The 12,902-nt window shown below is 36.1% G+C and carries 11 protein-coding genes; 4 read left to right on the plus strand and 7 right to left on the minus strand.

The features are described from left to right. Positions 1-28 precede the first annotated feature (28 nt). From AC1RPH_RS06010 to spxB, 3 genes are all read left to right on the plus strand, one after another. On the plus strand, positions 29-1,375 hold the full coding sequence (locus AC1RPH_RS06010; protein WP_481761744.1) for a hemolysin family protein: 1,347 nt from the start codon (positions 29-31) through the stop codon (positions 1,373-1,375). Positions 1,376-1,425: 50 nt separating this feature from the next. Next, positions 1,426-2,508: an LCP family glycopolymer transferase gene (locus AC1RPH_RS06015; protein WP_481761745.1), complete on the plus strand. Its 1,083-nt coding sequence runs from the start codon at positions 1,426-1,428 to the stop codon at positions 2,506-2,508. A gap of 202 nt (positions 2,509-2,710) precedes the next feature. Further along, a complete protein-coding gene (spxB, locus tag AC1RPH_RS06020) occupies positions 2,711-4,462 on the plus strand; it encodes a pyruvate oxidase (protein WP_481761746.1) in 1,752 nt (583 codons plus the stop codon). A gap of 107 nt (positions 4,463-4,569) precedes the next feature. On the opposite strand, the gene AC1RPH_RS06025 is transcribed toward spxB, so the two are convergent. Further along, positions 4,570-4,908, minus strand: coding sequence for a YxeA family protein (locus tag AC1RPH_RS06025; RefSeq protein WP_481761747.1), 339 nt, complete (start codon positions 4,906-4,908; stop codon positions 4,570-4,572). A gap of 173 nt (positions 4,909-5,081) precedes the next feature. Here AC1RPH_RS06025 and pepF point away from each other — a divergent pair, with 173 nt between their 5' ends. Then, positions 5,082-6,890: an oligoendopeptidase F gene (gene pepF / locus AC1RPH_RS06030; protein WP_481761748.1), complete on the plus strand. Its 1,809-nt coding sequence runs from the start codon at positions 5,082-5,084 to the stop codon at positions 6,888-6,890. A gap of 46 nt (positions 6,891-6,936) precedes the next feature. On the opposite strand, the gene AC1RPH_RS06035 is transcribed toward pepF, so the two are convergent. The 6 genes from AC1RPH_RS06035 to AC1RPH_RS06060 form a co-directional block, all read right to left on the minus strand. Further along, positions 6,937-9,372, minus strand: a complete 2,436-nt coding sequence (locus AC1RPH_RS06035; protein ID WP_481761749.1) for a hypothetical protein — start codon at positions 9,370-9,372, stop codon at positions 6,937-6,939. Positions 9,373-9,585: 213 nt separating this feature from the next. Beyond that, entirely contained in the window at positions 9,586-10,188 is a 603-nt protein-coding gene (locus AC1RPH_RS06040; RefSeq protein ID WP_481761750.1) for a pentapeptide repeat-containing protein, read from the minus strand. Positions 10,189-10,322: 134 nt separating this feature from the next. Further along, positions 10,323-10,664, minus strand: coding sequence for an LPXTG cell wall anchor domain-containing protein (locus tag AC1RPH_RS06045; RefSeq protein ID WP_481761751.1), 342 nt, complete (start codon positions 10,662-10,664; stop codon positions 10,323-10,325). Positions 10,665-10,757: 93 nt separating this feature from the next. Continuing rightward, positions 10,758-11,429: a WxL domain-containing protein gene (locus tag AC1RPH_RS06050; RefSeq protein WP_481761752.1), complete on the minus strand. Its 672-nt coding sequence runs from the start codon at positions 11,427-11,429 to the stop codon at positions 10,758-10,760. Positions 11,430-11,470: 41 nt separating this feature from the next. Beyond that, positions 11,471-12,148, minus strand: a complete 678-nt coding sequence (locus AC1RPH_RS06055) for a WxL domain-containing protein (RefSeq protein ID WP_481761753.1) — start codon at positions 12,146-12,148, stop codon at positions 11,471-11,473. A gap of 30 nt (positions 12,149-12,178) precedes the next feature. Further along, entirely contained in the window at positions 12,179-12,895 is a 717-nt protein-coding gene (locus tag AC1RPH_RS06060) for a WxL domain-containing protein (protein ID WP_481761754.1), read from the minus strand. Positions 12,896-12,902: the final 7 nt, after the last annotated feature.

The following is a 12,902-nucleotide window of genomic DNA, read 5'->3' on the forward strand; positions in this document are numbered from 1 at the left end:
TATAACTTAATTATGGGGGACACAAAAATTGTCTAGCGGTACAGTTATCATCAATTTGATTGTTATCTTTGTGACATTATTTGCAGCAGCATTCTTCGTTGCCGCAGAATTTGCACTTGTCCAAGCACGTCCAAGTGCCATCGAAGCTGATATCGAAGCAGGTATTGGAAATCGAAAAAAACAAGAAAGAGCATTAAAAATGCTTAACCATTTGAATGAATACCTTTCAACAACACAGGTTGGTGTCAGTGTTGCTGGTATTATTCTGGGTTGGGTTGGTGAAAAAACCATTGAATTTTTACTTGTAGATGTGCTTAAACTATTCCATTTTGCTTCTGAATCAGGGTTAAATATCATTGGCGCAATTATCGGGGTTTTAATCCTTACTTACGTTGAAGTGGTTTACACAGAAATTGTGCCTAAAAACTTAAGTATCGATATGCCCGTTCAAGTTTTAATGGTTGTTATAACACCATTACGCTACTTTCATCTTGCCTTTTACCCATTAGTTTGGTTATTAAATAACTCAGCAACACGTGTTGCTAAAATGATTGGTATTACGCCAACTGATGAAAATAGTGAAGTTTTTACTCAAAAAGAAATTTTATCTTTATCTCAAAATGCCGTTTCAGGTGGTGAATTAGATAGAGATGATTATGTCTATATGCAACGTGCCTTTGATTTAAATGACAAAATTGCTAAAGATATTATGGTCGATCGAACAAGTCTTTATGTCGTAGATATTACAGATACTGTGCACGATGTCGTTAAAGATTATTTACATCAGGGTTATAGCCGTTTTCCAGTAGTTGCTAACAATGATAAAGATAAAATTCTTGGTTACGTCTATATCTACGATTTAGTTAGACAAGCTGAGATTGATGATACTGTCTTAATTAGTAAACTACTTAGAACAATTATTACAGTACCAGAAACAACACCTATTAGAACATTATTAAGCCAAATGATTAGTAAACAAACACCTATCGTTGTTGTCCTTGATGAATATGGTGGTACAAGTGGTATTGTAACGGATAAAGATATTTATGAAGAATTATTTGGAACGGTTAAAGATGAAATTGATGACGTTTCAAGTGAATACATTATCAAAAATGATGATGGTTCATATAATATTAGTGGTAAAACGACTTTATATGATTTCGAACGCTTCTTTAAATTTAAAAATAAAGCGATGAAAGCATCTGAAAGTGTTACATTAGCAGGTTTCATTCTCGAAAATCATAAAGTTAAATTAAATGATGTCATCAAGTTTGATGCTTTTGAATTTAAGATTATTGAGTTTAAACGTAACTACATTGATTGGTTTAATGTTAAACATACGACGACTCAGGTAGACGCAATTGAAGAACAATGAACTGATAAGAAATAATTTAGTCATTACTAATTGGAGGGAATTTTATATTTATGCCTACTCGTAGAGAACTATATCAGCAGGAATCAATTGCAGATTCCACTTCTAATCCAAGTAAAAATCGTCACTCATCGTTGCCAAAAAATGGTAAGAAAAAACCAAATAAAAAACGTCGTCGTTTAATTCTTCTTTTATTGCTCTTACTTTTGGTCGGTGGCGGTATTTATGCATACAGAGCTTACGCAAACGCAAAAAAAGCAGCTGATTCAATTTATACGCCGACAAAAGTCGCTAAAGCTAGAAACGTTTCTTCAGTCTTAAAATCAGGCTATCCAATTTCAATTCTCCTTTTAGGAACCGATGATGGTGCGTTAGGCCGTGCAAAAGTTGGCGGTCGAACAGATACCTTAATTGTCGCAACTTTAAATCCTAAAACGGAATCAATGACGTTAGTCAGTTTACCCCGAGATGCAGAAGTTGCGGTTTCTGGTTATGAATCAGAATTCCCAAGTAAATTAAATTCTGCCTATGCTTATGGTGGTCCTGCTTCTGCTGTTAAAACAGTCGAGAAATATTTGAACGTCCCTATTGATTTCTATGCAACCATTAATATGGGCGGACTCGAAACATTAGTTAATGCGGTTGGTGGCGTTGATGTCACACCACCACTATCGTTCACCTATCAAGGTGCACACTTTAAAAAAGGTGTTAAAACTCATGTTAATGGTGCAGATGCATTATCTTATGCCCGAATGCGTCATGAGGATCCACTTGGTGATTATGGCCGTCAAAAACGTCAACGCCAGATTATCATGTCTGTTGCCTTACAGAGTACAAACTTACAAAACTTATTAAATCAAAAATTCTTAGACACGATGTCTTCTCAATTGAAAACAGATTTATCATTTGATGATTTAGTGACTCTAGGAACTAGCTATCGTGTTGCCACGCACCATTCAAAATCTGATCACCTACAAGGAACTGGAACCATGATTAACGGTGAAGCTTTTGAAGTCGCTGATACACCAGAGAAGCAACGTATTACCGATAAACTTAGATCTGCCTTAGATTTAGTTAAAGCAGAAACGGGCAATACTTTATTAACAAATTCAACAATTAACACAACTCGAAAATAATGACCTATACACTACTCGCATCATCAAGAAGGCAACTTCTGATGATGCTTTTTTATTTATATTGATTAAATTTCATATAGAAAATAGGTCCGTAAAAAAAATTTATTTTATTCATACATTTCATTTGTAAACGGTACCATAAAGTGTAATAATAGATGGTACAAGATACTTTGTTATTTAAATGAAAGTGGGGATTTATATTATGTCAGAAAAAATTAAAGCATCAATTGCAATGTTAAAGGTATTACAGGATTGGAAAGTTGAAAATGTCTATGGGTTACCCGGTGGATCATTCAATACAACAATGCGTGCTCTTGAATCAGAAAAAGAAAACATTAATTACGTTCAAGTACGTCATGAAGAAGTTGGGGCACTTGCTGCTGCCGCTGAAGCAAAACTAACTGGTAAAGTTGGGGTTGTCTTTGGTTCAGCAGGTCCTGGGGCAACACATTTATTCAATGGTTTATATGACGCACAACAAGACCATGTTCCTGTTCTTGCTTTAATCGGTCAGGTTGCTTCATCTGCAATGAACATGGATTCATTCCAAGAAATGAACGAAAATCCAATGTTTGCTGACGTTTCTGTCTATAATAGAACAGTTATGACTCCAGAAAGCTTACCTCGTGTAATTGATCAAGCTATCAGAACAGCTTACCAATACAAAGGTGTAGCAGTTGTTACAATTCCAAATGACTTTGGTTGGATGGATATCGACGCTGACAGTTATTACGCTTCAGGTCACAATTACACAACACCTATTTTACCTGAACCAAATGATTCAAAAATTAAAGAGGCTTTAGCACTTATTAAAGAAGCTAAACAACCTGTTTTATTCGCTGGTATTGGTACAAAAGGTGCTACTGATGAAGTAATTGCTTTCTCTGAACATTTTAAAATGCCTGTAATTATTACAGCTATCAATAAAGGAACTGTTCCTGATAGTTATCGTGCTAACTTAGGGTCAACTTACCGAGTTGCAACAAAACCTGCTGATGAAGCAATTGCTGCCGCTGACTTAGTTGTCTTTGTAGGAGCTGATTTACCTTTCTCACAAACTAAAAAAGTCTTAAAACCCGATATGAAATTTATCCAAATCGATATTGATGCATCAAAAATTGGTAAACGTCATGCAGTTGATGTCGCTTTACTCAGTGATGCTAAGAAAACATTAGCTCGCTTTGTTGAATTAGCTGGTGCTCCTGTTGAAAGTCGTCCATTCTTCGATGCAACTATTGAAGATATGGCTAACTGGCGTACTTACCTCAAGAAATTTGAGGACAAGACAACAACACCACTTCAACCTGCTTCTGTCTTTAAAGAAATCAACAAACATGCCACAGGCGATGACATTTTCGCAGTTGATGTTGGTAATGTTACAATGAATAGCTTACGTTACTTAGATATGAATCCTAAACAAAAATTCACAACATCTGCCTTATTTGCAACAATGGGTTATGGTATGGGTGCAGCAATTGCTGCTAAATCAGCCTTCCCTGACCGTCAAGTCTTTAACCTTGTCGGTGATGGCGCATTTGCTATGATTGTTCAAGATTTATTAACACAAGTAAAATACAAACAACATGTCATTAATATTGTCTTCTCTAACCAACATTTTGGTTTCATTCAAGATGAACAAGAAGATGAAGGTCAACCATTCTATGGTATTGATTTCAATGACGCAGATTGGGCACAAGTCGGAAGCGCTATGGGTACGCTTGGTATCTCAGTTTCTACACATGACGAATTAGTTGCCGCATTTGAAACAGCTATAAAAGCAGAAGGTCCTGTTGTTATTGATGTTAAAATCACTGACGACCGTGCCATCCCTGTTGAAGATTTAGCTGTCGATCCAAAACATTTCTCAGCTGAAGAAATCGCTGCTTACCGTAAACGTTACGAAGCAGAAGACTTACTTGTCTTAGATGATTTAATCGAGAAATACTCAAAATAATGCCCTCACGAATAAAATAGCTATTCCTAAGAGATAGTTATTTTTAAATAACAAAAGACTGTAATGAAGATAACTATCCTCTTCATTACAGTCTTTTTTTTTGGGTTCTATTTTAATTTTACAGGTAGATCTTTTTTTGAAACTTCTTCCCATGAAATAACACCTTTTTTTTCATTATAGGCTAATTTTAAATAGGCGCCTTGACGTAACGGTCTTTCTTTATTCCCATTAAACGTTAATTTCTTAGCTTCATTTTTAGTATTATAAGCCATTTGATTATAGCTATAATCGGCATACGTTTTTCCATTTTGATCCTTTTTAACCACTTTTTTACCTGTTTCTGTTATCTGTGTGTAGTAATCCTGAGTTGAGTAATTAGTCCTATAGTATAAGTACCCGCCGCCAACTAATAGAATAGCGATAATTAATACAATTATTTTTTTCATTTATTCTACCTCCTTTTATTTAATTCATAATCTCAAATAACCATGCATTAAACCACTAATTTGACTTGTACTAATCGAAGATTATCAAAAAATTATATTATAATCCTTTTTTACTCATTTAATTCTATATAATGATACAATACTAACCATACAAACATTAGGAGGTTACGATTATGACAAAAACTCACCAACTAGTTAATAGAAATGAAGTACCTGAAGCACTAACATGGGATTTAACAGCCATTTATCCAAATGATCTTGCATTCCAGACGGATATCGATTTAGTTCGTGACCTCGTTCAAACCTTTGTTTCTACTTACCATAGCCATTTAGGAGAACTAGCTCCAATTAGTACCGCCTTCAATGACTTGGAAGATATTTACACTCGCTTATCACATATTGAACATTATGCATTTTTACAGCAAGCAGTTGATATTACTGATGCAACAGCCAATCAGTTAATGCGCGATTTTGAAGCACTTTCTGCCGAAATTACGACAAAACTGGTTTTCTTTGATATTGAATTACTAGAAAATCCAGTTAAATTATTGGACGACGTTGTTGCAACAAATCCAAAATTAAAAGCTTATATTCGTCAATTAAAGAAACAAAAAGAATTCCAGTTAAGTCCTGAGGTTGAACAAGTCCTTGCGACCTTCCAACCTAATTTTTCTGCACCAGAATCAGTTTACGGTCAAACTCGAGCAGCTGATATGGACTTTTCTGATTTTGAAGTAAATGGTGTGACATATCCAATGTCATTTGTTTTATATGAAAATACGTACCAATACAATCCAGACGCAGCTATTCGTCATGCAGCATTTAAAAGCTTCTCAACAACATTAAATCATTATAAGCATACAATTGCGGCTAACTATTATAATCAAGTATCTATGGAGAAAAGAATTGCTACTTTACGTGGCTATCATTCAGTTTTTGATTACTTATTAGCAGAACAAGAAGTTGACCGTTCATTATTCAATCGTCAAATTGATACAATCATGACTAAATTAGCACCTGTTATGCAAAAATACGCTGCACATGTCAAAGAAGTTCGCGGTTTAGATAAAATGACCTTTGCTGATTTACAAATCGATTTAGATCCTGATTTCGCACCAGAAGTTTCAATTGAAGAAGCTAAGAAATATGTCAACGATGCAGTTGCGCCACTTGGATCTGACTATCAAGCCATGGTTGCTCGTTCATTCCCAGAACGTTGGGTTGATTTTCCACAAAATATTGGTAAGGAAACGGGTGGCTTTGAAACAACTCCTTATGGCAAACATCCTTATATTTTAATGTCATGGACGAACGAATTAGCCGATGTCTATACTTTAATTCATGAGCTCGGTCATGCAGGGCAAGCCATTTTAACACAGGATAACCAATCAATTTTGGGTAGTGAACCTTCTACTTATTTGGTTGAAGCGCCTTCTACATTCAATGAACTATTACTAACAAGTTCAATTGAAAATCAATCAAGTGAACCTCGCTTAAAACGTTTTGCTTATTCAAAAATGTTAACGAATACTTATTTCCATAACTTTGTGACCCATTTACTTGAAGCAGCTTACCAACGTGAAGTTTATCAACTCATTGACGCTGGACAAGGATTTGATGGTGATCAATTAAGTGAAATTAAACGTCATGTCCTTGAAGCATTCTGGGGACCAGATGTTGAAATAAATGACGGTGCTGAACTAACTTGGATGCGCCAATCACACTATTACATGGGCCTCTATTCATACACATATTCAGCAGGTCTTGCCATTTCAACACAAGCACACTTGAACTTATTGAAAGATCCAGAAAATACGACAGAAGCTTGGCTTGCCTTCTTAAAATTAGGTGGCGAATTAGCCCCAATTGAAGCAGCTAAAGTTGCAGGCGTTGATATCACTACGGATGAACCTCTCAATCAAACAATTCAATTTTTAGATGATACCGTGAATAAAATCATTGCTTTAACGAAAGAAATTTAAAAATAAAGGAGAGACACTAAAAAGTTTAGTGTCTCTCCTTTATTTTTTATGCAGGTGGTGTGTTACTTAATACCCATTTTACCTGGGCTGTATATGAACCGCGATGGATTTCACTTGGATCTGCTTTAACCAAAACACCCGCATCTTTGTCCCATGGTACGGTTGTCGTTTTTGTCGTTGATGTTCCTGACAAAATTTCAAGACTTGCCGAACCTAAAACTTGAGCCTTATCTCCGGCTGTTGCTCGATACACAATCGCATCTTTAATTGTATTACTATCTGAAGTAAGATCACTTGCTGAAACTGACAACTGCCAAGTCCCAGGTAATGATGTTTCTAATGCTACAGAAAAATCAGTTTGACGAGGTAATATTGTCGTTTTTCCTGGAATTTTAGTTGTCCCAAAATTTAAACTACCGTTAGTTGTTAGTCCCATTTTACCTGAAACAACGACAGTAATAGTTTTCACGTCAGATTTATTACCGTCTGTATCGACAGCATAAACAGTTAAAACATGACTACCAATTGCTAAGTTATCTGGTAATTTGTAAGTTCCAGAATGGTCCTGACCAGCTTTTACGTTATCATATGTTTCCATTAAAACAGGTGCATTTGACCCTTCTTGATAGTACGTTTTAATGGTTGCACTATCATCAGACTCATGGTAACTCAAAGAATAAGGCGCATTCACTGTTGTACCACTATCATCTAAAGTAAACGTTGGTTTATTAGAGTTCACAATAATATCAGCCGTATATGACGTTGTTTGGTTCCCATATTGATCAGTTGCCATCACAGTATATGGGTTTTTACCAACCTTTAATTGACTACTTGGAACGCTAACACTAAATTTACCGTCTGTTCCGACGTTAGCTGATACTGAGTAACTACCATTGACTTTAATTGCTGCAGTTGTCGTTCCTGCTGGGAAAGTTCCCCCAAGACTTGAAACTACTGTTCCGGCAATAGTTGCTGCTTCATTTTGATTAACCTTGATGTCATTAATTCCTGATATCGTTAATGTTCGTGTGCCTCCAATTGTGAATTTGGCTGCATTTGATTGGATAACCGCATTAGATCCAGAAAATTCACTTACTGGACTATTAACAACTGTATCGGCTGCAACTTTGTCAGCAGTTCCTGTAAGTGTTACTTTTGCACTTGAATACTTAGCTGTTGATAAATCATTCTTAAGGACCTTAACAATTGCCCCATTTGACATCTTTGTTAAATCAATGGTTTCTGAGTCCGTTGCTGCCCCTGAATAAGTAATTGTTCCCGTTTTTAACGTCACATTATTGGGAACCTTCAAGCCAGCACTAATTGTTTTCCAATCTTGTTTACCACCTAAATATTTTAAATTTGTTACAAAATCTAATGAATCTCCAGAGTGTACTAGACCATCATTAGTAACATCTTTATTTTTTTGAGTTGTATCTGTTACTGTCTGAGTTGCAGTTGCATCAACTAAACCTGGAACTTTTTCAAACATTATCAAGTTAGTTTCATAACTACCACCCGTTGATCCAGTAAATCCCCAACGAACTGCGCCATTCGAATTGAATTTAGCCTTATCAATTGACACAGTCGCGCTCTTACCTGTTGTCATAACATTTGTTTTTGGATTTTTATCATCAATTGTGTAAGTCATAGAGCCTGTTGTACTCGTTCCAGCAGAATATTTCAACGTCAAATGATGCCATAACGCGTTAGATAGATTTGCTCCGTAATCAATTAACCCAAGGTGATTTTGATAGTAAAAATAGGCGGTGTGTATTGGAAAAAAACCCGAGTCTTTACTATCCCGTGTATAACTATTAGTATCTGCAGGATAACCACTAGCTATGTGATTACCTGTGACAGCAGTATAATCAAAGCTATTCCCGGAAGTTTGACCCCCATTATTAAAGGTATCGAACTCTAACGCCCAACTGTTTTGTATCCCTGTTTTAACTAGTTTCGAAACATCACTATAACCTGATGTTGTTCCAAAAATACCCTCAGGTAGTATATCATTAGCCCAAACACCTAATGTTTCACCACTACCAGTTGAAATAGCTGCATTTCCTTTAGCATCATTTTGTAATACTAATGCCATACCATCTCCGGCTGCAGCGCCTCCATTACCAAGATATACCCACATTGACGCTGTTGAATCTTTGTTCAAATCGAATGTATTACCATCAGTTGACCAAACAGCTGCCTTTTGATCTTTATTATCAGTAATTGTTACGACCGATTTTGTAGCAGCATTTGCATCCGTTGTTATGACATTTCCAGACGTTAAATTAACTGTTTTACTAACTTCAGATACACCAGCCCCAGTTCCGCGTTGAAATATACCATTCAAAGTGATCCCACTTGGCGCGGTCTGTATTGCATAATTATAATCTGTTTCTGCCGACACACTTGAAAAAGTAGCTAAGAAAGTCGCCGCTAAAACAAACACTAATAAATTTATTTTTTTATGATTAATCCCCATAACCCGCACCCCATTCTCTATCTTTATTACTTATAGTATACGCTTAAATAGAATTAATATTATCCATAAATTTCTTATAAACGCTCATTATTTGATGGTTTTAGGGTCCTTTTCAGGTAATAGTTATTTAATCCTGTATGCCAATTGGTATACCAGTATTCGTCAGCTATAATGTATCATTAAATAAAAAAGTAAGCTTACAATATTGTAAGCTCACTTCAATTTAATACCTAATAAAGCAACTAAAATTGTTGCCTGGTAAGCATTAATCGTTAATCCACGAACCAGCTTAGGATCCAGTATAACTGTTTCAAATTCACTCTCAGAGAAATCCACAGACTTCATGTTGGTCTCAATAAAATCGCAACCTTCAATATTACTTTCAGGGAATGTTAATTTCTTCTTGATTTCAACCGCTTGAAAACTGGTTTCTTTTAAATCACAACGTCTAAATTCAACTTCTTGGAAATTAGCGACACTAAAATTAGAATAGCTTAACTGACAATCTCTAAATGTCGTTTCTTTAAAAACAGTACGATTAGAAAAGTCACACCCCATCATCCGACAGCTTTTAATTTCAGTTCTAAAAAAATAACTTTCATTAAATTCTGCGTTCAAAAACTCACAATGATCAATTACAGTATCTAACCATTCGCTACGCACAAAGTCAGTTTGTTCAAAGGTACAATGATCAAAAGTGACTGAATCAACTCGTACTGTCTCAAAAGAAGCCTCAATCGTACAATTATGGTAAGTTAATCCATATCTAATATCATCAAATGAAATGGTTTGTCCTTCAACAACTTGATTATCCAAAATAATTCACTCCTAAATGTTTACTTAAAACGCTATTTATAAATTTTAACATATTTATTCACAAATACTTAAGACCTTTTTTAGTTAGAAGATAATAAAAAAGATAAATCAGATTATTCTGATTTATCTTTTCTTTAACCTTTATTTTCTTTTTTATCCTTTTTAATAAAGAATAATAGTAGTGCTCCTAATATTAGAACGAATCCTACTAAGACAACCATCACAGATTTTTCTTCATTTGTCTGTGGTAAAATACCACCTACAGATGATACTGAGCCTTTTATGTCTTTTTCAGGATTAACAGTCGTTTTTCTTTCAGGTACACTAGTTGGTTGTGTCACTTTGGTATTCTCTTTAAAACCGATAGTCACATTCGTAGAACCGGCTTCGGTTGTTGCCGCACTAACCATTTGATTAGTATTCAGCATGACAACTCCCAAAAGTAACATTGCTATAATCATAATCTTTTTCTTCATGAGACTAACCTCCCCCAAGGAATACTTTAAAGATTCTTGTTAAAAAGCATTATATAGTGATTGCCACCATATAATGCTTTTTAAACAACTTATTTAAGCAGGTACGTCAGAAAGTGTCCAGTTCATTTTTGTTGAGTAAGCTTCTGCTTTAGCAACACCAGCAGGGACAGTTAATGAAATGTCTCCAGCTGCAAGTGTATCAACAGTAACACCACTACCAGTATCTTTAACAGCATTTAAAGCAACGCCAGCTGTTGTTAAATCTGTAACAGCATTTGAAACAGCTGTAGTTGTTCCAGTTGTTGCTTCAGCAACAACTACTTTACCTTTGCCTGTTGAAAGAACAGCACCAGTTAATTCATCACTACCACTCTTAAATTGGTCAGCTTGAACAGAAAGTGCCCAACCAGCATTTGTTCCACGAACATCCCCAACTTCAATAGCAAGATCTTTTGCTGATTTAACAGTCAATGCTTTTGTAGGAATTTCAATATCTGAACCAAAGTCTACTGTTTTTGTAGCGTAGACAATAGCAAGGTTACCACTATTACCAGTTCCACCACCATCACCAGGATCTGTTGGGTCTGTTGGGTTTGTTGGGTTAACTGGAGGGATTACTTGTCCTTCATCGCCAGCCTTAAACGAAACACTAGCATCAGTTGATGCACCTTGAGCAAGTGTTGCTGCATTTACATGACTTGAAACTGCTAAACCTGCACCTAAAATTGTTGCTGCTAATAATGCACTTGTTAAACCTTTTTTCATAATCTAATCCCCCATAATTCTATCTTTTTTATTGTAAATAATTAAACAGCTGGTGTATCTGATAAAGTCCATGTTAACGTTGAAGCATACGCGATATCTGCTTTAGCAACGCCAGCTGGAATTGTTAATTTAACATTTTCTTTTTTAATGTTATCAACGTTAATACCTGCACCAGCGTCTGCTGTAGCACCAAGAACAACCCCAGAAGTTGTTGTATCAGCAATTGCTGATGACACTGCATGGTTAGCTGTAGAACCATTACCAACTGAAACAGCACCTGCGCCTAAACTAATTGCAGCGCCGCCAAGTTTTTCTGATTCATCAGCGTTAGCTAATTGCTTAGAACTTACTGATAAAGTCCAACCAGCATTTGTTCCACGAACATCACCAACTTCAACTGCAACATCTGTATCAGACGTTAAGTTAACCGTATTTGCCGTAATTTCATTTTCAGTACCAAAACTAATTGCTTTAGTAGCATAGATAATAGCAAGATTACCACTGTTACCAGTATTACCGTTATCCCCAGGTTCTGTTGGTTTTGTTGGATCTGTTGGGTCAACTGGAGGGATAACTTGTCCTTCATCGCCAGCTTTAAATTGAACACCAGTTGTTGTTGTTGCAGGTGTCATATCAGCAGCGTTTACGCTACCTGATACTGCTAAGCCTGCACCTAAGATTGTTGCTGATAATAATGCACTTGTTAATACGTTTTTCATAATTTATTTCCCCCGAATTTGTTATTTAATTTAAACAGCTGGTACGTCTGAAAGACTCCAGTTTAACGTTGTTGCATAAGTATCAGCTTTAGCTGAACCTGCAGGAATTGTCAAAGTCATGTTGTCTGCACGAATCTTATCTGCATTTAAACCAGCACCTTCGCCTGTTTTAGCTGATAAGACAGTTCCACCATCAGTAACCGCTGCAACTGCAGCAGCTGATGCAGGTGTTGGTGTAGCACCGGTACCAATTAAGGTATTATCACCTTTACCTAAAGCTAAGACAGCTCCAGCTAATTCGCCAGACTTTGTACTTTTGAATTGATCTGCTTTAACTGATAATGTCCAACCAGCATCTGTTCCTCGAGTATCGGCAACTTGAAGAGAAATAAAGTTACTACCTTTAAGGTCTTGTTTACTTGCTGAAACAGGTACAGTAGTGCTAACAGAACCAGTTCCATCATCTTTTGGAATCCCAAATGTTACAGCCTTTGTTGCATATACAATTGCTAAAGGACCAGCATGTCCTGTTTCACCGCCACCACCATCACCAGGATCTGTTGGGTCAACTGGGTCTGTTGGGTCAACTGGGTCTGTTGGATCTGTACCTGGTGTAAATGTTACTGAACCGTCAGTTGTTGCACTATCTGGTAAGACAGTATCTGCAGCATTTACGTTACTTGATACTGCTAAACCTGCACCTAAAATTGTTGTTGCTAATAATGAACTTGTTAAACTTTTTTTCATAATATAT

The organism is Dellaglioa sp. CoH-57-MRSF-16, from assembly GCF_056782055.1.

What these genes read in the sequence shown, in the direction of transcription:
- AC1RPH_RS06015 (WP_481761745.1), top strand. Translation starts at nt 1,426, where the DNA reads ATGCCTACTCGTAGAGAACTATATCAGCAGGAATCAATTGCAGATTCC.
- spxB (WP_481761746.1), top strand. Translation starts at nt 2,711, where the DNA reads ATGTCAGAAAAAATTAAAGCATCAATTGCAATGTTAAAGGTATTACAG.
- AC1RPH_RS06025 (WP_481761747.1), bottom strand. Translation starts at nt 4,908, where the DNA reads ATGAAAAAAATAATTGTATTAATTATCGCTATTCTATTAGTTGGCGGC.
- pepF (WP_481761748.1), top strand. Translation starts at nt 5,082, where the DNA reads ATGACAAAAACTCACCAACTAGTTAATAGAAATGAAGTACCTGAAGCA.
- AC1RPH_RS06035 (WP_481761749.1), bottom strand. Translation starts at nt 9,372, where the DNA reads ATGGGGATTAATCATAAAAAAATAAATTTATTAGTGTTTGTTTTAGCG.
- AC1RPH_RS06045 (WP_481761751.1), bottom strand. Translation starts at nt 10,664, where the DNA reads ATGAAGAAAAAGATTATGATTATAGCAATGTTACTTTTGGGAGTTGTC.
- AC1RPH_RS06050 (WP_481761752.1), bottom strand. Translation starts at nt 11,429, where the DNA reads ATGAAAAAAGGTTTAACAAGTGCATTATTAGCAGCAACAATTTTAGGT.
- AC1RPH_RS06055 (WP_481761753.1), bottom strand. Translation starts at nt 12,148, where the DNA reads ATGAAAAACGTATTAACAAGTGCATTATTATCAGCAACAATCTTAGGT.
- AC1RPH_RS06060 (WP_481761754.1), bottom strand. Translation starts at nt 12,895, where the DNA reads ATGAAAAAAAGTTTAACAAGTTCATTATTAGCAACAACAATTTTAGGT.